The 22,330-nt window shown below is 61.7% G+C and carries 19 protein-coding genes; 9 read left to right on the top strand and 10 right to left on the bottom strand.

Features of this window, described 5'->3' with window-relative positions; translation table 11 throughout:
• Positions 1 to 27 precede the first annotated feature (27 nt).
• The 3 genes from C4Q27_RS11085 (at position 28) to C4Q27_RS11075 (ending at position 4,629) form a co-directional block, all read left to right on the top strand.
• Positions 28 to 1,965, top strand: coding sequence for a GGDEF domain-containing protein (locus C4Q27_RS11085; protein ID WP_064490885.1), 1,938 nt, complete (start codon positions 28 to 30; stop codon positions 1,963 to 1,965).
• 73 nt (positions 1,966 to 2,038) lie between these two features.
• The gene (locus C4Q27_RS11080; protein ID WP_020191154.1) at positions 2,039 to 2,827 is read left to right on the top strand and encodes an N-acetylmuramoyl-L-alanine amidase; all 789 of its coding nucleotides are present in this window, start codon (positions 2,039 to 2,041) and stop codon (positions 2,825 to 2,827) included.
• A gap of 203 nt (positions 2,828 to 3,030) precedes the next feature.
• Positions 3,031 to 4,629 carry an EAL domain-containing protein gene (locus C4Q27_RS11075; protein WP_019437393.1) on the top strand — a complete coding sequence of 533 codons (1,599 nt, stop codon included), beginning with the start codon at positions 3,031 to 3,033 and terminating at the stop codon, positions 4,627 to 4,629.
• Between the two features lie 14 nt (positions 4,630 to 4,643).
• On the opposite strand, the gene C4Q27_RS11070 is transcribed toward C4Q27_RS11075, so the two are convergent.
• Complete coding sequence (locus tag C4Q27_RS11070) at positions 4,644 to 6,425, bottom strand: KinB sensor domain-containing domain (RefSeq protein WP_064490884.1); 1,782 nt, start codon at positions 6,423 to 6,425, stop codon at positions 4,644 to 4,646.
• On the bottom strand, positions 6,422 to 7,768 hold the full coding sequence (gene algB, locus C4Q27_RS11065; RefSeq protein ID WP_010951528.1) for a sigma-54-dependent response regulator transcription factor AlgB: 1,347 nt from the start codon (positions 7,766 to 7,768) through the stop codon (positions 6,422 to 6,424). Before algB ends, C4Q27_RS11070 begins: the two co-directional genes overlap by 4 nt.
• A 210-nt stretch (positions 7,769 to 7,978) precedes the next feature.
• On the opposite strand from algB, the gene C4Q27_RS11060 reads away from it, so the two are divergent.
• The 6 genes from C4Q27_RS11060 to C4Q27_RS11035 all read left to right on the top strand — a co-directional run bounded on the left by C4Q27_RS11060 (position 7,979) and on the right by C4Q27_RS11035 (position 13,393).
• A complete protein-coding gene (locus tag C4Q27_RS11060; protein WP_064490883.1) occupies positions 7,979 to 8,800 on the top strand; it encodes a BON domain-containing protein in 822 nt (273 codons plus the stop codon).
• Between the two features lie 174 nt (positions 8,801 to 8,974).
• Entirely contained in the window at positions 8,975 to 9,265 is a 291-nt protein-coding gene (locus C4Q27_RS11055) for a hypothetical protein (RefSeq protein ID WP_003252968.1), read from the top strand.
• A 43-nt stretch (positions 9,266 to 9,308) separates the two neighbouring features.
• Positions 9,309 to 9,470 carry a DUF1328 domain-containing protein gene (locus tag C4Q27_RS11050; protein ID WP_003252966.1) on the top strand — a complete coding sequence of 54 codons (162 nt, stop codon included), beginning with the start codon at positions 9,309 to 9,311 and terminating at the stop codon, positions 9,468 to 9,470.
• A 2-nt stretch (positions 9,471 to 9,472) separates the two neighbouring features.
• A complete protein-coding gene (locus C4Q27_RS11045) occupies positions 9,473 to 9,943 on the top strand; it encodes an inhibitor of vertebrate lysozyme family protein (RefSeq protein ID WP_010951530.1) in 471 nt (156 codons plus the stop codon).
• Positions 9,944 to 10,687: 744 nt separating this feature from the next.
• The gene (gltP, locus tag C4Q27_RS11040; protein ID WP_064490882.1) at positions 10,688 to 12,016 is read left to right on the top strand and encodes a glutamate/aspartate:proton symporter GltP; all 1,329 of its coding nucleotides are present in this window, start codon (positions 10,688 to 10,690) and stop codon (positions 12,014 to 12,016) included.
• 147 nt (positions 12,017 to 12,163) lie between these two features.
• Positions 12,164 to 13,393 carry a nucleoside recognition domain-containing protein gene (locus C4Q27_RS11035; protein WP_020191151.1) on the top strand — a complete coding sequence of 410 codons (1,230 nt, stop codon included), beginning with the start codon at positions 12,164 to 12,166 and terminating at the stop codon, positions 13,391 to 13,393.
• Here the strand turns inward: C4Q27_RS11035 and C4Q27_RS11030 are convergent.
• The 8 genes from C4Q27_RS11030 to C4Q27_RS10995 form a co-directional block, all read right to left on the bottom strand.
• Positions 13,375 to 14,010: an ABC-type transport auxiliary lipoprotein family protein gene (locus tag C4Q27_RS11030; protein ID WP_064490881.1), complete on the bottom strand. Its 636-nt coding sequence runs from the start codon at positions 14,008 to 14,010 to the stop codon at positions 13,375 to 13,377. The genes C4Q27_RS11035 and C4Q27_RS11030 overlap by 19 nt on opposite strands.
• A complete protein-coding gene (locus C4Q27_RS11025) occupies positions 14,007 to 14,945 on the bottom strand; it encodes an MlaD family protein (protein WP_010951534.1) in 939 nt (312 codons plus the stop codon). The genes C4Q27_RS11030 and C4Q27_RS11025 overlap by 4 nt, the downstream gene beginning before the upstream one ends.
• 3 nt (positions 14,946 to 14,948) lie before the next feature.
• Positions 14,949 to 15,740: an ABC transporter ATP-binding protein gene (locus C4Q27_RS11020; protein ID WP_010951535.1), complete on the bottom strand. Its 792-nt coding sequence runs from the start codon at positions 15,738 to 15,740 to the stop codon at positions 14,949 to 14,951.
• A complete protein-coding gene (locus tag C4Q27_RS11015; RefSeq protein ID WP_064490880.1) occupies positions 15,737 to 16,870 on the bottom strand; it encodes an ABC transporter permease in 1,134 nt (377 codons plus the stop codon). Before C4Q27_RS11015 ends, C4Q27_RS11020 begins: the two co-directional genes overlap by 4 nt.
• 131 nt (positions 16,871 to 17,001) lie before the next feature.
• The gene (locus tag C4Q27_RS11010; RefSeq protein WP_064490879.1) at positions 17,002 to 18,027 is read right to left on the bottom strand and encodes a DUF5924 family protein; all 1,026 of its coding nucleotides are present in this window, start codon (positions 18,025 to 18,027) and stop codon (positions 17,002 to 17,004) included.
• A gap of 93 nt (positions 18,028 to 18,120) precedes the next feature.
• Entirely contained in the window at positions 18,121 to 19,527 is a 1,407-nt protein-coding gene (locus tag C4Q27_RS11005; RefSeq protein ID WP_064490878.1) for a pitrilysin family protein, read from the bottom strand.
• A 30-nt stretch (positions 19,528 to 19,557) separates the two neighbouring features.
• Entirely contained in the window at positions 19,558 to 21,216 is a 1,659-nt protein-coding gene (locus C4Q27_RS11000; protein ID WP_010951539.1) for a Na/Pi cotransporter family protein, read from the bottom strand.
• Between the two features lie 282 nt (positions 21,217 to 21,498).
• Entirely contained in the window at positions 21,499 to 22,269 is a 771-nt protein-coding gene (locus C4Q27_RS10995; RefSeq protein ID WP_020192918.1) for a TerC family protein, read from the bottom strand.
• Between the last annotated feature and the right edge of the window lie 61 nt (positions 22,270 to 22,330).

Here is a 22,330-nt window from a genome sequence, read left to right as displayed (position 1 = left end):
TTGCCATCACCGTTTGCGGACCCGGGCATGACTGAAGACGCTGAGCGCTGGAAAGAAAAATACCTTAAAAGCATCGAGCAGCAAGAAAAGCTCGAGCGCCGTTGGGATGCCCGTCTTGACCTGCTGCGCCGAGGCCTGGTGCGCAGCACCCTGGCTGCTGAAGGCAGTGACAAGGTGGTAGACGAGTGCATGAAGGAAATGCGCGATGTCATTCGCAGCGACAATATGGACGCCGGCCTCGCTGGCTTGATTCCGCGCCTTGAGAAAGCGGTACTGGATTCCGAACAGCGTCGCGAAACCCGCATGAACCAGGTCAGCGATGCGCTGACCGCACTGGTTGGCCAACTGCAAGGCCTGCCCCTGCCCAGCGATATCTCGCGGCCATTGAAAAAACTGGCGAAGAAGCTCGAGGGCGGGGTTGCCCAGTCACGCGAGCTGCCGCCGCTGTTGGGCGAGTTGAGCGGCTTGCAGGGGCGCGCGCTGTCGGCCCTTGGCAAGCCGAGTGAAGAAGCCCGACCCGGTTTTCTGCAGCGGTTGTTTGGAAGCCGCGAGGAAGATGCACAGGCAGGAGCAGAGCTTGCGCCGGTAGCGTTACCTGCTGCCGAGGTTGTACCCCAGGCAGCCGGCAGTGCCGAGCCCTCGCGGCACGATGACGTCGATGCGCTACAACCGTTGCCGGCTCCTGCTGCTCCGACTGCCGAGGTGGCCGAAGCGCCCGAGCTTGAGCTGGAGGCATTTGGCCCGGCGCTGATCGAAACGGCCGAAATGCCGCCAGCCCCGTTGCCAAGGGACAAGGCGCCATTGCCGGAAGCTGAAGTTTCCGCCAGCGAGCCGTTGGCTGAGGCAGAACCCTTACAAGCCCTTGAAGAAACCTTTGGTGAAGACGGCCCCTATGCCCTGCCCTACGCAGTGGAGCCGCCTTACAGCCAGGTTGCCGCGCACATCGAGCAGACCCTGATCGGTCTGCTCGATGACCTCAGCCTGCCCGAGCGACACAAGGCTCAGGCGCAGGAAATGCGCGAGCGGGTTGCTCGCGGCTTGAACTGGTACGAACTGATCCCGGTGCTGGATGACTTGGCAGTACTCATGCTGGCGATCACCGACAGCGGTCAGCACGAATTCGAAACCTACCTGCAGCAGCTCAATGAACGCCTGGAAGGTTTCCAGAGCCACCTGCACGAGGCCAGCGCCGGCCACGCGGACAACAGCACCGCTGCCCGCGAGCTGGATAGCCAACTGCGTGAGCACGTCGACGGCCTGCAGAGCAGCGTGCAAGGTGCCGCCGATGTAGACAGCCTCAAGCACATTCTGGAAAACCGCCTGGAAGGCTTGCTGGTGACGATGGACGAGCACAAGCACGAGCGTGATCGCCGCGAGCAGGAACTGGCCGGTCGCCTGCAAGGCTTGTCGGAGCGGGTGGCGAGCATGGAGCATGAGGCGCTTGGCTATCGCGAGCATCTGGAAGAACAGCGCCAGAAAGCCCTGCTGGACCCGCTCACCGGCCTGCCCAACCGTGCGGCCTGGAGCGAGCGAGTCGAACGCGAAATGCTTGACTGGCAGGAAAACGGCGGCCATCTGGCGATGGCGATTCTTGACCTGGACCATTTCAAACGCATCAACGACAACTATGGTCATCTGGCTGGGGACAAGGTCCTCAAGATCGTGGCCGACCAGTTGCGCAAGCGTCTGCGGGGCCGGGATTTCATCGCCCGTTTTGGCGGCGAGGAATTCGTCTTGCTGCTGCCGCAGACTACGCCCGCAGTCGCTGCGCAAGTGGCCGAGGTGTTGCGTGCCACAGTCGAAGCCTGCCCATTCCACTTCAAGGGAGAACGGGTGGTGATCACCACCTCCATCGGCCTGGGTGCATTCCGTTCTGGCGAACGCAGCGACCAGGTGCTCAAACGGGCCGATGCAGCGCTGTACCGGGCAAAGGAGCTGGGGCGTAATCGCGTCGAGCATGGTTAGCCAGCCGCTGTCCGGCAGGCACAGCGCAGGTGAGCACGTTATACTGTAGCGCTCATACGCTGAGGCCACTGACGTGCTTTCCACGCTTAAAAAAACCCTGATTTCCTTTTTGCTGTTGTCTGTCGCCGGTTGCTCGACGGGCCTGCGCATCGACCGCAGTCACCCTTCGGCCAATCAGGACAACCGCATCCAGTTCGTTGTCCTGCATTACACCAATGCTTCGCTGGAGCGCTCCCTGGCGCTGCTTACCCATGGTGAAGTCAGCAGCCATTACCTGATCGGCGATGGCCCGGCTACGGTGTATCAGCTGGTAGATGAAAACCGTCGCGCCTGGCATGCCGGTGAGAGCCAGTGGCAGGGGCGTACCTGGCTGAACTCCTCGTCCATTGGTATCGAGATCGTCAACCCAGGCTTCACCGACACCCCGAACGGCCGGGTCTGGCACCCTTACAGCGAGGCGCAGATCCAGTCGCTGATCGCGCTGCTCAAGGACATTGTCAAACGCAACAACATCGAACCACGCCATATCATCGGCCACAGTGACATCGCCCCGCTGCGCAAGCTGGACCCGGGGCCATTGTTCCCGTGGAAGCGCCTGGCCGACGCCGGGCTGGGTATCTGGCCGGATGCCAACGCCGTGGCACGGCAGCAAGCCTACTTCAGCGTCAACCCGCCAAGCGTTGGCTGGTACCAGCAGGAGCTGGCACGGTTTGGCTATCAGATCGAGCAGACCGGCGTGCTGGATGTCGCCACACGTCATGTGATCGCCGCCTTCCAGATGCGCTTCCGCCCGCAGCGCTTCGACGGTATGCCGGATGCGCAGACAGCAGCGATGCTGCAGGTACTTAACCGCATGCGTTGAGTCACGGCGGGCGGGGTCCTTGTTGCAAGCCTTGCGCTGCGAATAGGCGAGTTGGGTCGACGCAGTTGTATCGACTTAACGGTCTCATCGCAGCCACAAGGTTGTTTCTACAAAGCGCGTGGGTGGATTGCAGCGAAGCGCCAAACGGTGAGGGTGATTATTGATTCCGTTGCTATACCTTGGTTATCAACTGGATGCCTTCGATGTCAGCCTTCATCGCCTTGCTGCGCCAAATTTTTTACCGTCCCTGGATGCTGGCCACTTTGGCAGCGCTGGCCAGCGCCGCGGTGTTGCTCTCTGCCAGCATCGGCATTGCCTTGCAACAAATGAAGCAAAGCGAAAGCGAACAGATGAATGCCCAGGGCGAGCGTTTTCTGGAACGGCTCGAACAGGTGTTCGGCCAATTGCGCGAAGGGGTCGACCTGCTGCAGGCCCAACCCTTGCGCGGCTGCAGCCCGGCAATGCTGGCAGCCTTGCAGCAGGTTGGCCTGAACTCGCGGTTCATCTATGAAGCGGCTTATGTAGATGGCAATGTTGCCTGCTCCAACCGCGGTGATGAGCGAGCGTTCGTTCCCTTGCGGGCGCCAGATATCCAGGGGCCAACGTACAGCTACTGGCTTAACACCACCACCGAGCCGAACGAGAACCTGGCAGCACTGATGCTGGGCCGGGGCAAGTTTCTGGTTTCCACCTCCCGTGGGCATTTGACCGATGTGGTGGACCTGCCCCCAGGTGGCAGCCTGGTGGTGGTGCTGGACAACGGCGCCCGGGCCATTCCGGTGCTTGGCCCGCCACAGGTATGGCCACCACCCTCGGCCTGGTCGACCAGCCACAAGTCGCTGCTGGAACTCAGTGATCGGCTGATCTACCGAATGCCGACCAAGTCGCCGGATTACCAGTTGGTGCTGATTGCCCCGAGGGCCAGTCTGCCGTTGAAGATGAACGGCATGCTCTGGTTGCTGTTCCCCGGTAGCGTGCTGGCGGCCTGCTGCATCGGTTGGTTGGTTCTGCAGTTGATTCTGCAACGACGGTCGATGAGTTCAGAGTTACAGAATGCCTTGCGTCGTGGAGAGCTGCAGGTGCTCTACCAGCCAATCATCGAGCTCGACAGCCGGCGCTGTGTGGGCGCCGAGGCCTTGGTGCGCTGGCGCCGCCCGGACGGCACCCTGACCAGCCCGGACCTTTTCATTCCGCTGGCGGAGAATACCGGGCAGATTCGCCAGATCACCGACTTTGTCCTGCAGCGTGTGCTTGAACAGCTAGGACAGCTACTGCGCTCGCACCCCAAGCTATACATATCGATAAACCTGGCGGCCTGCGATGTGATGGTGCCACGTATTGGCCGGGTGGCGGCGCGCTTGCTGGCCTTGCATCGAGTGGCGCCCAGCCAGATTGCCTTCGAGGTGACCGAGCGCGGCCTGATCGACGTGGTGGTCGCCCGTGACAATCTGCAGGCGCTACGCGCCGTGGGGCACCAGGTGCTGATCGACGACTTTGGTACCGGTTATTGCAGCCTGGCCTACCTGCAAACCCTGCCGGTGGACTGCCTGAAGATCGACAAGGCATTCATCGACGCTCTGGGCCACGATGCCGCCAGTAGCGGCGTGGCCCCGCATATCATCCGCATGGCCCATGACTTGCACCTGCGGGTAATTGCCGAAGGAATCGAGTTCGAGGACCAGGCGGTGCTGCTGAACAGCGAGGGGGTCAATTATGGCCAGGGCTGGTTGTTTGCCCGGCCGCTGAACGCCCGGCAGTTTGCCGAGTTGGTGACTCGTGGGCACCTGCCGCGGCGGGTGTAGGCGCGTTGAAGCAATCAGACCGGTAACGCCATGTAGAACTGGGTCCCCTGCCCCGGCCGCGAAAACACGCCCATGCGCCCTCCGTGCAGCTGCACAATTTCCTTGCACAGCGCGAGCCCCAGCCCAGCGCCGCCTTTCTTGCGACCTACCTGCACGAAAGGCTCGAAGATGCGCGCTTGTTGCCCATAGGAAATGCCCTCTCCGTTGTCCTCGACGCTGATGATCACCCGTTCTGCATGCCGTCTGGCATGCAGGCGGATGCGCCCGCCGTTGGCGGTATGGCGGATGGCGTTGTGCAGCAGGTTGTCCAGCACCCGGTCCAACTGGGCGACGTCGGCCTGGATGCGCGGTAGCGGCGGGTCCAGTTCCTTGATCAACTCGATCTGCTTGTGCGCGGCCTGTTCGGCAAAGCGCGATTGCGCGTGGTCCAGCAGGTCGTCGATGGCACAGGGGGCCAGCTCGAGCTTTTGCAAACCGCTCTGATAACGGGAGAAGTTGAGCAGGTCGTTGATCAGTTGGGTTAGACGCTGCATTTCTTCGCCGATGGTTTCCAGCAGGTCGTTCTCGCGGGCTTCGGGCGGGAACTTGATCCGCTCGCGCAGCAGGCCAAAGGCCATGTGCATGCCGGTCACCGGGGTACGCAGTTCGTGGGAGGCGCGCAGCACGAATTCGCTGCGTACCCGCTCGAAGGCCCTTTGCTCGGTCACATCGTGCAGCACCATCACCGCGCCGAGGATTGGCCCCTGCGGGTGGCTGACCGGGGTCAGGCTGTAGGTGAGCAGACGTGATTCTTCATCGACCTCCATGTTCAGGTCGTCCGGTGGGCGGTCGAGGCTGCCCCCGCGCAGAACCTGGCGCAGTTGTTGCTCAAGCTCGGGTCGCTGCAGGGCTTCGACCAGGCTGCTGCCCACGCGGCTGTCGTTCCAGCCCAGCTGGCGCTGCGCCACCGGGTTGAGGTGCTCGAGGCGGCCCTGGCGGTCGATGATCAGCAGGCCGTCGTCGATGCTGTCGAGTACCGCCTGTAAACGCTGCTGGCCGGCCAGCAGCTCGTCGACGTTGGTGGCCTGGTGCTTGCGCAAGGCATCGGCCATCAGCCCAAAACGGCGGGTCAGCTGGTTGAGCTCGGCGGCCTGGGCGACCGGCAAGGTCACATCGAAATTGCCCTTGCCCAACTGGTCGGCCGCCTTGGCCAAGGCTTCGATCGGCTGGCCGAAACGCCGGGCGATGTTGTGCGCGGTGATAAAGCCCAGTATCAACACCACCAACCCCATCAGGCCGAGTACACCACTGACCAGCAATGCGCGGTCACGGGTGCGTTCCTCGCTACGGGTAATCAGGTCCAATGCCTGCTTGTGGGAATCGATGAGGTCGGTGCGCACCTGATTGAACGCGGCCCCAAGCGGCTGATCGACACCCATGCTGCGAGCGGGTGTGGCGCTGTCGCGATAGGTCTGGAGGAAGGCCTGGTAATTGCTGCTCGCCTTGCTGAAACCGGTGCGCTCACCGCCTTGTTCCAGCCCTTGGTTGAGCAGGTCCTGGAAGTTGTCCTGCAGCAGCCGCAGGCTTTCTGGGGCGGTGTCTTCATCGAGAATCAGAATCATCTGTTCGCCCAGGTTCTGGCGCAACTTCAGCCCCACTTCCAGGGCATGGGTGGTGTCGCGCACCAGTCGCTGTTGCACTGTAGCCATCTGCAGCATGCTGACCAGACCCAGCAGCAGCCCTAGCAACGCCACGGTGACGAGCGTCGAGATGCTGAGGAAAAGCCGCGTACGCAGCTTCATGGGCGGCCATTTCATAGGTTGTACTGCTTGCGCTTGCGGTACAGGGTAGAAGCATCGATGCCCAAGGTCTTGGCTGCTTGGTCGAGGGTATCGCTGGCGGCCAGTACGGCACCGATATGGGCACGCTCCAGCTCATCCAGGCTAAGTGCGGCACCTACGCGCGGGGCACTGCCGGCGGGTTGTTCACCCATGCCCAGGTGGCTGATCTCCACGCGTTCCTGCGGGCAGATGATGCTGGCCCGTTCCACTACGTTGCGCAGTTCGCGAATGTTGCCAGGCCAGCGGTAGTTGAGCAGGGCGGTTCGCGCCTCGTCACTGAAACCGCGGGCGGGCCGGGAGTATTCCTTGACGAAACGGGCGAGGAAGCGGTCGGCCAGGATGAGGATGTCTTCACTGCGCTCGCGCAGCGGGGGCAGGTGCAGGGTAATCACGTTCAAGCGATACAGCAGGTCTTCGCGAAAGCGGCTTTCGCGCACCATCTCTTCAAGGTTGAGGTTGGTGGCAGCCAGGATACGTACATCGGCACGCCGGGTAACCGGGTCGCCGACGCGTTCGTATTCCTTGTCCTGGATGAAACGCAACAGTTTGGGCTGCAAGGTCAGCGGGAAATCGCCGATCTCGTCGAGGAATAGCGTGCCCCCGTCAGCCTGGCTGACCCGCCCGAGGGTGCTTTCGCTGGCGCCGGTGAAGGCGCCGCGGGTATGGCCGAATAGCTCGCTTTCCATCAGCTCGGCGTTAAGCGACGGGCAGTTGATGGTCACGCAGGCTTTGCGTGCACGCTTGCTCCAACCATGGATGGCCCGTGCCAGCTCGCCCTTGCCGGTACCCGATTCGCCAAGGATGAGGATGTTGGCGTCAGTGATGGCGACTTGGCGGGCGGTTTCAAGCACCGCCATCATGGCCGGGCTATGGGAGTCGAGGCCGTCCTTGGGTTTGCGTATTTCACCTTCCAGCGCTTCCAGGCGTGCAGAAAGCTGGCGCACCTCCAGTTGCTTGGCAGTGGCCAGGCGCAACTGGTCGGGGCTGCATGGCTTGACCAAGTAGTCGGCAGCGCCGGCCTGGATGGCATCTACTGCGGTGTCGATCGCCGAGTGCGCGGTGACGATCACCACCCGCATCCACGGGGCCTGGATACGCATCTGTGCCAGCACGTCGAGGCCGTTGTCTTCCCCCAGGCGCAAATCGAGGAAGCATAGGTCGAACACCTGGCGCTGCAGCAGGGTTTCTGCCTGGGCGGCGCTGTTGGCCGTGGCCACGCTGTAGCCCTCGTCTTCCAGGCAGTAACGGAACGTGCGCAGGATCGCGGACTCGTCATCCACCAGCAGAATTCGGCCTTGGTTGTCCTGGGCTGATTCCATTTCCTGTGCTCCTTAGGGAAAGATCTTTATTTAGTGTGGGAAAAATCGGGCAAGTTGCATGGTCAATTCTGAAGGATTCTGTCCTTTGCATGCTAGCCAGTGGCCAAACGATGTCTACAAGCCGTGATTCTTCAATGATTTGCTTAGAGACACGCGCTGGCACATTGGTTGCGATGATTTTCAGATTTTGCCCACGAAGGAGGCGCTTTCATGCCCTTTTCCCTGCGTACAGCCGTTTTGGCCGCCACGCTGCTGCCAATCCTTACCCCCGCATTCGCCGACCCTGTGCAGGACGCGCGCCTGGAAGGCGCCCTGCAAACCGCCTTGTCACTGAACCGCATGCTTGATTCATTTCGCATCAAGGTTGAAGTGGACGGCAAGCAGGCGCGGCTTTCCGGTGAGGTGGAGAACGAGGTCGAGCGGCAGCTGGCCGAGGACGTGGCCCGTGCTACCCGGGGCATCGAACAGGTAGAGAACCTGCTGCAACTCAATGCCCAACTGGTGGAGCGTCCGCAGGAGCTGCGTGCCTACGCCCAGCGCCTGGAGGACGTGACCCTGGCGGCGGTGATCCGTGCTCGGCTGTTGTGGAGCCGTACCACCGAAAAGGCACCTATAGAGGTACAGAGCAGCGAGGGTGTGGTGACGTTGCGTGGCAAGGTCGACAGTGCCGAAGCCAAGGAGCTGGCGGGCGTGGTAGCGCGTACCACCGACGGCGTGTACCTGGTCAACAACCTGGTCAGCCTCGATACCGCCGCCATGGCCAAGGCGCGGGAAACACCGGCGGGCGCGCCAATCGGGCCGCAACCAAGCGACAGCTGGATCGTCGACAAGATCCAAAGTAGCTATCGCTTCAGCCGCAACCTCGATGGCCTGAACCTGAAGGTGGCCAGCGAAGCAGGCATGGTGCGGCTCTCGGGCGAGGTGGTCAGCGCGGAGCAGAAAACCATCGCCGTGGAGATCGCCCGGCAGATCATCGGCGTACGGGGCGTGGATGCTGACCTGCTGAAAGTCGCGACCAAGGTGGAAGGCTGATCGTGCAATTCGCACGACCACACAGGCGTCATCGTGCAGGATACGTCCTCACGGTGTTTTTTAATAATCACTAACTAGTTGATTTATAAGGATTTTATTTAAATCAAAAGGCTGGCATGCAGGCTGCAATTACCTGTTCAGGTTTGAACAAAAAATACAGCAGGAGGAGCCAGCATGAACCGCCAATCCGTCAACCGCTCGCAGAGCGCTGCACTGCCTTTGCGCCAGATGCTGACACTCGGCATGGCGATGCTGCTGACCTTGGCCGCTGGCCTCTTCTATTACAGCTTGCAGACGGCGCGTCTGGCTGAGCAGGTGGCGGCTCAGACTGCCCTGTTGACGCAAATTCAGGCAACTCGTGCCAACACCTTGGTCAAGGCCGCTGACTGGCAACCAGCTGGCCAGGCCATTGCCTCACCGGCCACTGTGGAAAAAGTTGTTCCCCAGGAACGCTGGGTTTTCTGACCAGGCGGCCGGATCGATTCCGCAAAAAGAAAGGAGAACTACCATGCTGAGTTGGGCTATCACTTTCCTCATCATCGCCATTGTCGCCGCCGTATTGGGCTTCGGTGGTATCGCGGGCGCTGCTACAGGTATCGCCAAGATCCTGTTCATTGTCTTCCTGGTGTTGTTTGTAGCCTCCTTCTTCTTTGGACGCGGACGAGGTTGAAGATGAGCAGGAAGCTTCGTTCAGCCGTGGTCGCCGCCCTGTTGCTGGGCGGCAGCGCGGCGGCCATGGCGGCCAATGACGGCCAGGTTCGGGTCGACCAACTGCTCGGCTCGGACCCGGAGTACCGGGAAACCTGGCAGGACACCCTCGAAGGCGAGGAACGCCTGCCCGATTGGGTGGTCAATCTGACCGGCAGTTCTCAGCAGCAGATGTCTGCCGTTACTGAGGACGGCGACAAGTACCTAGTCGGCCCGCTGTGCGAAAAACAGGACAATTGCACCTACAAGCGGCTGATCGTGGCGTTCAGCTGGGACAAGGATGATGCCTACGGGATGCTCGTCGAGGTGCCCGAAGGTTTGCCGAGCGACAAGTCGCCCACCCGTCATGCGCAGTACCGCTGGCTGGGCGAACCTGACGACGGCATGAAGGCAATGCTGCAGGAGCAGCTCAAGCGTGACCCGAACTGGTACTGAGCATTGTTGCCGGTACGGATGAAAGGTCACTCACTGTCACGTAATAGAAGCTGAAGCTTTCTATAGTTCAGCCTTCTATGATGCGCCGCCCCGAGGAGGGGTAGCACATGACCAAGGGGTCGGGCTGCTCTGATTGTTACAGGACCGGAGTGGCCTAGGGGTACAGGGAGTGCCTCCAGTAATGGGCCGGGTCAGGAAAGGCGGAATCGGAAGTCTCAGGTCGGCGGTGTCACAGGGATACCTTGCCAGACCTGACTTCCGAGGAGCCATGTAGGAAACGTCGCCTCCCTTGCGCGTTTTTTCCCCTGGGACACATTTTGTCTCGACCGTACATCAATTTTTTTTCGACCTTCCTAGTGCTGCTACAAGTGGCATTTCCGCCATTCGGATTGTCGAACAGGCCATCTTTCGTGTTCTATCTGTCCCGCCAAATCTGCCGAAATATGGCGGTTTGGTCTTGTTCGGGATTCCGAATGTTATAAATCAAGCACTTGCGAAGCTGCCGGCTAGGTCGAAAACAGTATGCATAAACGGCATGGGCTATGCGTTTCAGGCATTAGCTTTCGCCCCTTGCCGTCGCAATAGTTGCCGCCTTTTTCGCTGGCCAGAGCGCCCTGTCGCTCGCCTGCGGTGTCCTTACATGACGTCGCCTGACGGAAGCCTTTATTGCCCGTGACCTTGCCCATGGCTCTGTTACGCGTGTTTCCGCCAGGTGCCATGACCACTAAAACAAAGGGTAAAGACATGAAGAAGGCAAAACTGAGCCTCGCCTGGCAGATCGTCATCGGTCTGGTCCTGGGTGTTGCAATCGGCGCGCTACTGAATCATTTCAGTGCAGAAAAGGCATGGTGGATCAGCAACGTCCTTCAGCCCGCTGGTGACATCTTCATCCGCCTGATCAAGATGATCGTCGTCCCGATCGTGATTTCGTCGCTGATCGTGGGCATCGCCGGTGTTGGCGACGCGAAGAAACTGGGCAGTATCGGCCTGAAGACCATCATCTACTTCGAAGTGGTGACCACGATCGCCATCGTCGTAGGCCTGGTGCTGGCCAACCTGTTCCATCCGGGTGCCGGCATCGACATGAGCACCCTGGGCACTGTGGATATCTCCAAGTACCAGGCGACAGCGGCCGAAGTGCAACATGAGCACGCGTTCATCGAAACCCTGCTCAACCTGATTCCGTCGAACATCTTCGCAGCGCTGATGCGTGGCGAAATGCTGCCGATCATCTTCTTCTCGGTGATGTTCGGCCTGGGTCTGTCGAGCCTGCAGGCAGAGCTGCGTGACCCGCTGGTGCGTACCTTCCAGGCTGTTTCGGAGACCATGTTCAAGGTCACCCACATGATCATGAACTACGCCCCGATCGGCGTGTTCGCCCTGATTGCGGTGACCGTGGCCAACTTCGGTTTCAGCTCGCTGCTGCCGCTGGCCAAGCTGGTTGTGCTGGTGTACTTCGCCATCGCCTTCTTCGCCTTCATGGTACTGGGCCTGGTTGCCCGCCTGTTCGGCTTCTCGGTGATCAAGATCATGCGCATCATGAAAGATGAGCTGATCCTGGCCTACTCCACCTCCAGTTCGGAAACCGTGCTGCCGCGGGTGATCGAGAAGATGGAGAAGTACGGCGCGCCGAAGTCGATCTGCTCGTTCGTGGTACCGACCGGCTATTCGTTCAACCTCGACGGTTCGACCCTGTACCAGAGCATCGCGGCGATCTTCATTGCCCAGTTGTACGGTATCGACCTGTCGTGGAGCCAGCAGCTGCTGCTGGTGCTGACCCTGATGGTCACTTCCAAAGGTATCGCGGGTGTGCCGGGCGTATCGTTCGTGGTACTGCTGGCCACCTTGGGCAGCGTGGGCATTCCGCTGGAAGGCCTGGCCTTCATCGCGGGCGTGGACCGCATCATGGACATGGCCCGTACTGCACTGAACGTTGTGGGCAACGCCTTGGCTGCATTGGTCATTGCTCGCTGGGAAGGCATGTACGACGCGGTCAAGGGCGAGCAGTACTACGCCTCGCTGATGGCCGAGAAGCAGGGAGCTGCAGTGGTTGGCGAAACCGCCAAGCGCTGAGCCTGATGGCTGTTTGACCAAGAGCCCCGACTTGTCGGGGCTTTTTGTTATCTGCGAGATCTTGAGCCGCGCCTACAAAGGCTCGCGATCGCCAGTCACAGGCTGCGATACGCTATTATTCGGGCACTTTTCAGGGGGAACATACGGATGCTCAACGGCCTTTGGCTCGGCTTTTTCCTGGTGGCGGCGGTGTCCGCCATGGCCCAATGGCTGGTGGGTGGCAACGCAGGCATCTTCGCGGCAATGGTCGAAAGCATATTCGCCATGGCCAAGCTGTCGGTCGAGGTGATGGTGCTGCTGTTCGGCACACTGACCCTTTGGCTGGGCTTTCTGAAGATCGCCGAGAAGGCCGGTATCGTCGAATGGTTGGCCAGGGTGCTGGGCCCGTTGTTCGCCCGCCTGATGCCGGAGGTGCCGCCCGGCCACCCAGCCCTGGGCCTGATCACCATGAACTTCGCTGCCAACGGCCTGGGGCTGGACAACGCTGCTACGCCGATTGGCCTGAAGGCCATGCGCGCGCTGCAGGAGCTGAACCCCGGCAGCACCACCGCGAGCAACGCGCAGATCCTGTTTCTGGTGCTCAACGCCTCGTCGCTGACCCTGCTGCCGGTAACTGTCTTCATGTACCGGGCCCAGCAAGGCGCGCCAGACCCGACCATGGTGTTTCTGCCAATCCTGCTAGCGACCAGCGTCTCGACCCTGGTTGGTCTGCTGTCGGTGGCAGTGATGCAGCGTTTGCGTCTGTGGGACCCGGTGGTGCTTGCCTACTTCATCCCCGGCGCTTTGCTGCTGGGAGGCTTCATGGCTTTTCTTGGCACCCTGTCGGCCGCCGCGCTGGCCAGCCTGTCGTCGCTCCTGGGCAACCTCACGCTGTTTGGCGTGATCATGCTGTTCCTGGTGGTGGGCGCCCTGAAACGGGTGAAGGTGTATGAAGCCTTTGTCGAAGGCGCCACGGAAGGCTTCGATGTGGCCAAGAGCCTGCTGCCCTACCTGGTGGCGATGCTGGTGGCGGTGGGTGTGCTGCGCGCCTCTGGTGCCCTGGAGCTGGCCCTGGACGGTATCCGCCATGCGGTGAGCTGGATGGGCCTGGACACGCGCTTCGTCGAGGGCCTGCCCACCGCGCTGGTCAAGCCGTTCTCTGGCAGCGCAGCGCGGGCAATGCTGATCGAGACCATGCAGACCCAAGGCGTGGACAGTTTCCCTGCCTTGGTGGCAGCGACGATTCAGGGCAGCACCGAAACCACCTTCTACGTACTGGCCGTGTACTTTGGTGCCGTGGGCATCCAGCGCGTGCGCCATGCGGTCGGTTGCGCACTTCTGGCCGAGTTTTCAGGGGTAGTCGCGGCGATCTTCGTCTGCTACTGGTTCTTTGCCTGAAGCTTCAGTTGTGCCTGGTTGGCCTGGGTGATGGTCCAGTTCACGACTTGCCCCACCAGCTGGTCGCTGGCCTGGCCGAAGCCGGCGACCACTGCTGATACCTGTTTGTCGTCCAGCGGTTGGCGGATTTCGAAGCGCTTGCTGGCCAGGATGCGTTGGTTGCGGCCCTGGACCAAGCGAGCGTCATAGCGGATCACCACCTCCACTGCCCCATCCGTGCGGTATTCACTCTGAAATGCCTGCAGCTCGCCGGCCAGCTCGTAGTCTGCCTGCAGGTTACTGTCGTCAGCACTCAGGCGCTGTACCTGGCCCTCACGCTGGAACCCGTCGAGCAAGCGGTTACGCAGCAGCACCGGGGCCGCATCGCTCCAGCGCGCGCCCTTGTAGCTGCTCACCACATTGCCCTGCGGAACCACGGCAATCCTTGGCCCAGCCAACACTTCACTGGCCAGCGGCTTGTTCAGGCGCAATGACCACTCCAGCGGCGGCGCTGTGCGACTGGGCTGGTTCACCGGCAGGCGATAAAGGTCCACAGGTTCGCTCTTCGGCAGGATCGAGCAGGCACTGGCCAGGCTCAGCGAGGCCGCCAGGGTCAGCAGGCGCAGCGACGGATTCATGGCTGGAACTCCTTGTTGTTGTCGCGGCCAAGCAGGTAGCCGCTTGGGTCGGCCTCCAGTTGCCGGGAAATGCCTTTGAGCGCGTTAAGTGTTTCGCGCAGTTCACGAATGGCCGGGGCAAGCTGGTTCAGGCTCTGGGCGCCGTCACCTATAGCCTCGCTGTTGTTCTGGAGCAGGTTATTGATGGTTGCCGTGCTTTGGGCCAGTGACTGCATGGCCTGTTCGGCGCTGCCGATCGCCTGCTTGCCTTCGCTATCCAGCAGGCCGTTGGCATTGCGCATCAATGCCTGGGTTTCGGCCAGGGTGGCGCTGGCCTGCTTGCCCACCTGCACCAGCTGTGCGATGGCCTCGGCGATGCTGCCGTGCTGGCCGGCAAAGGCGCCGGTGGTCTTGTCGAGGTTGGCCAGCGTGTTGCTGAGGTGGCCTATGTTGTCCTCGGAGAACATCTGGTTGGCGTTATGGAGCAGCATGTTGATGTTGGTCACCAGGTCGCTGCTGTCGTTGAGCAGACGCGAGATTGGCGATGGCGAAGCGATGATCACCGGCAGCTTGCCATCCTTGCCTTTAAGCTCGGGGCTTTGCGGGGTGCCGCCGCTGAGCTGGATGAACGAGTTGCCGGTGACGCCGGCCAGGGTCAGCTTGGCCTGCGTGTCTTCCTTCACGGGGGTATCGGCGCTCAGGCGCACGCGTGCCAGTACCCGGCGCGGGTCTTTCGGGTCCAGACGCAGGGTGGACACGTCGCCCACCTTGATGCCGTTGTACTGGACCGTGCTGCCGGGAGAAAGGCCGGACACGGCTTCGTTGAACACCACTTCGTAATCCTTGAAGGCGTCGTCGACACTGGACTTGGCCAGCCACAGGCCGAACAGCATGGCCCCTGTCACCACCAGAACGGTGACCAGGCCGATGAGGACGTGATGGGCTCGGGTTTCCATTGCTCAGCGCTCCTGCCCGGCACGGGTGGCAGCCTGTTCGGCTGCGCGCCCGCGTGGGCCGTGAAAGTATTCTTGGATCCAGGTGTCGTTGGTCTTCTCGACCTCGGCCAGCGGGCCGGCCACCAGGACCTTCTTTTGCGACAGCACCGCAATGCGGTCGGTGATGGTGTACAGGGTGTCGAGGTCGTGGGTGATCAGGAACACCGACAGGCCCAGCGCATCGCGCAGGGTAAGGATCAACTGGTCAAATGCCGCGGCACCGATCGGGTCCAGGCCAGCCGTGGGTTCGTCGAGGAACAGGATGTCCGGGTCCAGGGCCAAGGCGCGGGCCAGCGCTGCGCGCTTGATCATGCCCCCCGACAACGAGGCCGGGTACTTGTCGGCAGCCGAGATCGGCAACCCGGCAAGGGCCAGTTTCACCCCGGCCAGGTGCTCGGCATCGCTACGGGACAGCCCGGCGTGCTCGATCAGCGGCAAGGCCACGTTTTCGGTCACCGTCAGCGAAGAGAACAGCGCCCCCTTCTGGAACAGCACGCCAAAGCGCCGCTCGACCAGTGAACGCTGTTCTTCGCGCAGGCCGGTCAGGTCCTGGCCGAGCACCTTGATCTGCCCTTCATTGGGCCGGCGCAGCCCAATGATGCTGCGCAGAAGCACCGATTTGCCGCTGCCTGAACCGCCTACCACGGCGAGGATTTCGCCGCGGTACAGGTCAAGGTCAAGGTTTTCATGCACCACCTGGCGGCCGAAGCGGTTGCAGATGCCGCGGGCTTCGATTACGCAATTCTGGCCACTCACCAGCCCATCTCCATGAAGAACAGCGCTGCCACCGCATCCAGCACGATGACCACAAAAATCGACTGCACCACTGCCGAGGTGGTGTGTGCCCCCACCGACTCGGCGCTGCCGCTGACCTTGAAGCCTTCCAGGCAGCCGATGGCGGCGATCAGGAAGGCGAAGAACGGTGCCTTGGCCAGGCCTACCAGGAAGTGCTGCACGCCAATGTCGGTTTGCAGCAGCGACAGGAACATGGCCGGTGAAATATCCAGTGTCAGGGCGCATACCACCGCCCCGCCAACGATGCCGCAGATCATGGCGACAAAGGTGAGCAACGGCAGCGAAATCAGCAGAGCCAGTACCCGCGGCACCACCAGCAGCTCCATGGGGTTGAGGCCCAGCGTGCGGATGGCGTCAATTTCTTCGTTGGCCTTCATCGAGCCGATCTGCGCGGTGAACGCGCTGGCAGTGCGGCCGGCCATGAGAATGGCTGTCAGCAGCACGGCGAACTCGCGCAGGAACGAGAACGCGACCAGGTCGACGGTGAAAATGGTCGCGCCGAAGTCGGCCAGCACCGTGGCCCCGAGAAAAGCGACTACGGCGCCTACCAGAAAGGTCAGCAACGCAACGATGGGCGCGGCGTCCAGCCCGGTCTGCTCAATATGTGCCACCACAGGAGTGAAGCGCCAGCGATGTGGCTGGAAGGCGCGGCGCAGCAAGGTTTCCAGAATCACACCGACGAAACCAAGCAGCTGCATGCTGTCCTGCCACAGCGTGCCGACGGCGCGGCCGATACGCTCCAGCAGCAGCAACAGCACATTGCGCTCGGGCTCCTTGACCGGGATGCAGTAATCCTGGACCGAACAGTAGACGTTTTTCAGCAGCGCCTGGCTGGCTTCAGGCAGCGCGTGGGTGCAGTGCGACAGGCGCTCGGAGCCTAGCAGTTCGGCCAGCAGCGAAGCGCCGGCAGTGTCCAGGCGGCCCAGCTGGCTGAGGTCGGCGACGGTGTCGGCAGGGCACTGCGAGCGCAGGCGCTCGCTCTCGCGCTTGAGGTTGGCGTAGTGTGCCAGGGTCCAGTCACCGGTAATACGCAGGCAGGCCGGTTGGCTGCTGGTGTCCAGGGTGGCGCTGGGGTTGGTCATAGGCTCCATGCAATTGACTCGGCGCTAAGGCTTAGGGGCTGATCATAGCGCAGGGGGCATGGGCTGTTTGGTGATTATGTGCTGTGTGTACGCTTGGCAACAGTGACCTGGAGCCGCCTTGTGCTGCGCAAGGCAGGGGGTCAACTACTCGCGGGTGCATCATTGACCACCTTGAAGCGCAGCACGCCGATCACTTGCCCATCCTCGGTCAGCACCCTCACCTGCCACTTGCCTACCGGGTTGGGCGGGAAGTTCTGCTTGTGGGTCCAGGCACGATAGCCTTCCTTGCGCCCGCCGTGGATGTCCAGGGCAATGCGGTCGACCTCTTGGCCGTCCTTCTGCCACACGTGGTAGATCCGCTCGTTCAGGCCGCGTGGCGCGTTGATGGCGGTGTAGGCATACAGGCCACTGCTGCGGATGCGGCTGGCGGCAATTTCGTCCAGCGAGTCGCCCGGTTGGCGGTTCATTACTTCGGTACTCACCGCCACCTCGGTCATCCACAGGGTTGCCGGCGGTACCCAGGAGCGCAGCAGCCAGCCACCGGCACCGACCGACAGGGTAACCAGCACCAGTGCCACGGCGCGGCGCCAGTTGTTGATCGGGAAGCTGCTGGCCAGGCTGGGGAATGACAGGGCCATGGCCGCGATCAGGGCCAGCTTGAAGCTTTGTGCGGTGGTCAGGTGCAGGATGATCGGTAGCGCGGTCAGCAGAGCGGCGAACAACGTCAGGGTATGCAGCGCCAGGAACAGCCAGCGCCGTGGTGCCAGCCACTTGTAGTACAGCGGGTCGGTGATCGAAACCAGGCCGGCGGCGCCGAGCAAGCCGGTGAAGACCAGCTGACCGCTGTTCCAGGTGGTGGTGATGAAAAAGAACGGCAGCACGAAGAACAGCGTTTCCTGGTGGATCATCTGCGTTGCGTAGCGCAGCAGCGGCTGAGGGATCTCGCGGTTGAAAGTGCGCGCGAACAGCCCGGTGAGGGTGTTCTCCAGCATCAGCCAGACCCAGCTGACCAGCATGAGCACGGCGACCCAGCTGGCCAGGCCAGCCTGGCGGTCGACCAGGATGAAGCTGCCGATACCGGAGAGGAAACCGCCGAGCGCAATGATGCCGGGGTAGCGCTTGAGTAGTTCGATGATGCGCTGGACGATATGGGGGATTTGGGGCATTGGGGGCTACGACAGAAAAGTGAGGTGGCTGTGCCAGCCTCTTCGCGGGCAAGCCCGCGAAAGGGTCGGTACTGGCAAAAGGATACCGCCGATTTACCGCTGCCGTGTAGCACCACTGGGCCGTTCAGGTCCATGCCGCCGCCAGCGCAACAGCCCCGCCGCCAGGCCCAGCCCCACAAGCAAGGCCATCAGCCCGTAAAGCTCGTCATAGCCTAGCAACGGCTTTTCGATGCGCACATAGCCATCTTCCTTGAGCAGATCCTTCAGTGCCTCGTCGGCCTGTTCCAGGCTGACCTGGCGCAGCTTGCGCATCGGGTTGGCAAAGCGCCCGTCGGTATAGTCGTTCAGCGCCCCCCAGTAGTAGTCGGCCAAGGCGCTGTTGCCTTGGGTGCTCCAGCTTTCCTTGGCGATGCTGGCTTCCTTGATGCGGGCGAAGGTGTCCGGGTCCAGGCCTTCCTTGCGCAGGTGGTCGAACAGGGCCTGCATCACCTTGACAGCCTTGTCGATGTCATCGCGCTCAAGGTCCGCATTGAGGCTGAGCAAGCCGGTGTCGCCAAAGCTCTCACGCTGCACGGAGGGGCCGTAGGACAGCTCGTTGCGCAGGCGCAGCTGGTCGTACAGCGCCCAGTCCAGGTAGCGCGACAGCAGGTCGAGGGTGGCTTGGTGGTCATTGTCCAGCACCGGCTCGATGAACAGCCAGTGCAATTTGACGCCATCACCCAGCCAGCCGCGGGTCAGGTTGCGACGCTGCTCGGCCTGTCGGGTGATGCTTTCAAGGTTGCGGCGCTCTTCGGGTTCAGTGGCGGGCAGTTCGCCAAACGACCGCTCCAGATAGGCCGGAAGCAGGCGGTCGAGGCCACCGACCATGATCAGGGTCATGTTGTTGGCGGCGTACCAGCGTTCACGCAGCGCCTGAACTTGCGCCAAGGTCATGTCGTCGAGGTTGGAGCGCTCCGGGCATTTCAGCCCCAGCTCGGTGGCCAGTTGGTCGCTGGCGGGGTGGCCGATATCCTGGCGGTCGAGCCAGCGCTGCAGATGGCCATAGTGGCCGCCGTCCTCGCGCTCTATGATGCGCTTGGCGGTGGCCAAGGCCTTGGCGTCGATGGTGGTATCGCGGATGACTGCCAACAGCAGGTCGAGGACCTTGCGCTGGTTGCGTGCCGGGGCCTCGATGACAAAGGTGGTGTCGGCACTGCTGGTATAGGCGTTCCACTCTCCGCCGAGCGCTTGCAGGCGCTCTTCCAGCCCGCCTTCGCCTGTCTCGTCGATGCCACTGAACAGCAGGTGCTCAAGCAGGTGTGGCAGCTCTTTCTGCTCGCAGTCGAAATCATCCAGGCCCACGCCGACCACCAGGCGAATCGCCACATGGTCACGTTCGTAGCCGTCTTTCAGGATGACCTGCAGACCATTGGGCAACAGGTAGCCTTCAACCCGCGAGCGGTCGAGGGCGAACGAGGGCAGGCTGCAGATCAGCAGGCAAACGAACATCAGGCAACGCATGGGCGAGCGAGGGTCCTCAGCTAGGAGAAATCACGGCAGGCGGGCTTCATCGGGCACACTGTCGAGCATCAGCCCTCCGGTGTCCGAGCCGCCCAGTACCACATAGGCACTGCTACAGAACAAAGAGTTCAACCGCTTCATGTCGGCGATCAGCTCCAAGTGTAGCGAACTGGTCTCGATACTTTGCACGACCTTGCGCTGCAGGCGGCTGACATGGGCGTGGGCGAGGCGCCGTTCCTGGGCACGGAACCGGCGTTTTTCCCGCAGCAGCAAGCGGGCGCTTTCCGGGTCGGCACTGAGGAACACCGACAGGCCCAGGCGCAGGTTGGCCAGCAATTGCTCCTGCAGGCCGGTCAGCTCTTCCAGGCCTACCTGGGAAAACTCCCGTCGCTGGCTGGTTTTCTGCTGCTGGACCTTGCGCAGCATGCGTTCGATCAGGTCACAGGCGAGTTTGAGGTTAATCGACAGCTCGATGATTTCGGCCCAGCGGCGGTTGTCCTGTTCGCTGAGGTCTTCCCGTGACATCTGCGCCAGGTACAGCTTGATTGCGCTGTACAGGGCTTCGGCGTCTTCGCCCAAGGCGCGAACTTGCTGTGGCAAGGCGGTCTGGGTGCCACGCAGGGCTCCAAGCATGGCTTCGAGCAGGCTGTCGACGATGTCCCCCAGGCGCAAGGTCTCGCGGGCGGCGTTGGCCAGGGCCAGGCTGGGCGTTTCCAGGGCCGAGGCGTCAAGGTGGCGCGGGCGCACCTGACCATTGCCGATTTCCCGTTCAGGTAGCAGGGCGTTGCACAGCCGACCCATCGGTTTGACCGTGGGCAGCATGATCAGACAGCGCAGCGTGTTGTAGAGCAGGTGAAAGCCGATGACCAGTTCCTGAGGGCTGAAACTCAGCGAGTCCATCCATGCCACCAGCGGGTGCAGCACAGGGATGATCAGCACCAGGCCGATCAGCTTGTATAGCAGGCTGCCCAAGGCCACCCGACGCCCGGCGGCGTTCTGCATGCTGGTACTGATGAAGGCCAGCAGCCCGCTGCCGATGTTGGCGCCGACCACCAGCCCGATGGCGACCGGCAGGCTGATCAGTTCGGCGCCGGCCAGTGTCGCTGTGAGCAGAACCGCAGCCAGGCTGGAGTAGGAAATCATGGCGAACATTGCCCCGACCAGAGCGTCGAGCATGATGTCGCCGGTCAGTGAGGCAAACAGCACTTTCACGCCTTGGGCTTGGGTGATCGGCGCAGCTGCCTGCACGATAAGTTCGAGTGCCAGGATGATCAGGCCAAGCCCGATGCCCACCCGGCCCAGTTGGCCGGCCCGTGTCTGCTTGCGCGAAAGGAAGAAGATCACGCCAAGGAAGATCAGCAGCGGCGACAGCCAGGACAGGTCGAAGGTCAGTACCCGGGCCATCAGTGCGGTACCCACGTCGGCACCCAGCATGATCGCCAAGGCCGGGGTCATGGCCATCAGGCCTTGGCCGACGAACGAGGTGACCAGCATGGCCGTAGCGTTGCTGCTTTGAACCATGGCCGTGACCAGAATACCGGCGATGAATGCCAGCGGGCGCTTGTCCATGTTCTGGCTGATGATGCGTCGCAGGTTCGAGCCGAATACCCGGAGGATGCCGGTGCGCACAATGTGGGTACCCCAGACCAGAAGCGTCACGGCCGAGAGCAGGTTGAGCAGGGTCAGCATGGCGAAGGCCCCCTGTTGCATAGGCCCATCGGGCCAAGAAAAGAAACGTGAGCATTTGAAGAATTTTCGGTGCTCACTCAAAGCTTTAGTTGTTTTGCCCAGCTGTCGCCAGCTTCGCATGGCAGTCATTTATTTGAAACAGATCTTGAAACGAATGACTGCCCGTGAGGGCTGCTTCGCGGGCAAGCCTCCACAGTGACAACGCGCAGGAAAAAACGCACAGAAAAAAGGCATTAAAAAGGGCCCTGCGAAGGGCCCTTGTTGTGCTGCACTTCCTTGGCCTTATTGACCCGGAATGTCCTTGCGCAGTTTCACCGGTTCATGATCCTTGCCATCCTTGCGGGCCATGGCGGTGCGCATGCGGATGTTGATGGCCTCCACCGCCAGCGAGAAGGCCATGGCGAAGTAGACATAGCCCTTCGGCACATGCACTTCGAACGCTTCAGCGATCAGTACAGTACCGACCACGATCAGGAACGACAGCGCGAGCATCTTCAGCGACGGGTGCTTGTCGATGAAATTGCTGATGGCGCCGGCGCACAGCATCATCACCAGCACGGCCACAACGATGGCGGCGATCATCACCGGTACGTGGGAAACCATGCCCACAGCGGTGATCACCGAGTCCAGCGAGAACACGATGTCGATGATGGCGATCTGGATGATGGTGTAGAAGAACTTGCCACCTGCGCCTTTGGGCTCCTCTGCGTTCTCGTCCTCGCCTTCCAGGCCGTGGTAGATCTCTTGCGAGCTCTTCCACAGCAGGAACAGGCCACCGAAGAACAGGATCAGGTCACGCCCGGAGATGCCTTGGCCAAAGACCACGAACAGGTCGGCGGTGAGGCGCATGACCCAGGTAATCGACAGCAGCAGCATGATACGGGTGACCATGGCCAGGGCCAGGCCGAAGATCCGGGTGCGTGGCTGCATGTGCTTGGGCATGCGGCTGACCAGAATCGAGATCATGATGATGTTGTCGATACCGAGGACGATCTCAAGCGCGGTAAGGGTGAAAAAGGCAACCCAGATTTCCGGGCTGGTCAGCCATTCCATGTATTTTCCTTCGAGCGGTAATGGCAACGCGCCCCGGTCAGGGCGCGTCGCGTACGTGATA

It is taken from the genome of Pseudomonas sp. SWI36, assembly GCF_002948105.1.
Lineage (GTDB): Bacteria > Pseudomonadota > Gammaproteobacteria > Pseudomonadales > Pseudomonadaceae > Aquipseudomonas > Aquipseudomonas alloputida.
This window is presented reverse-complemented; position numbering and strand designations above follow the sequence as displayed.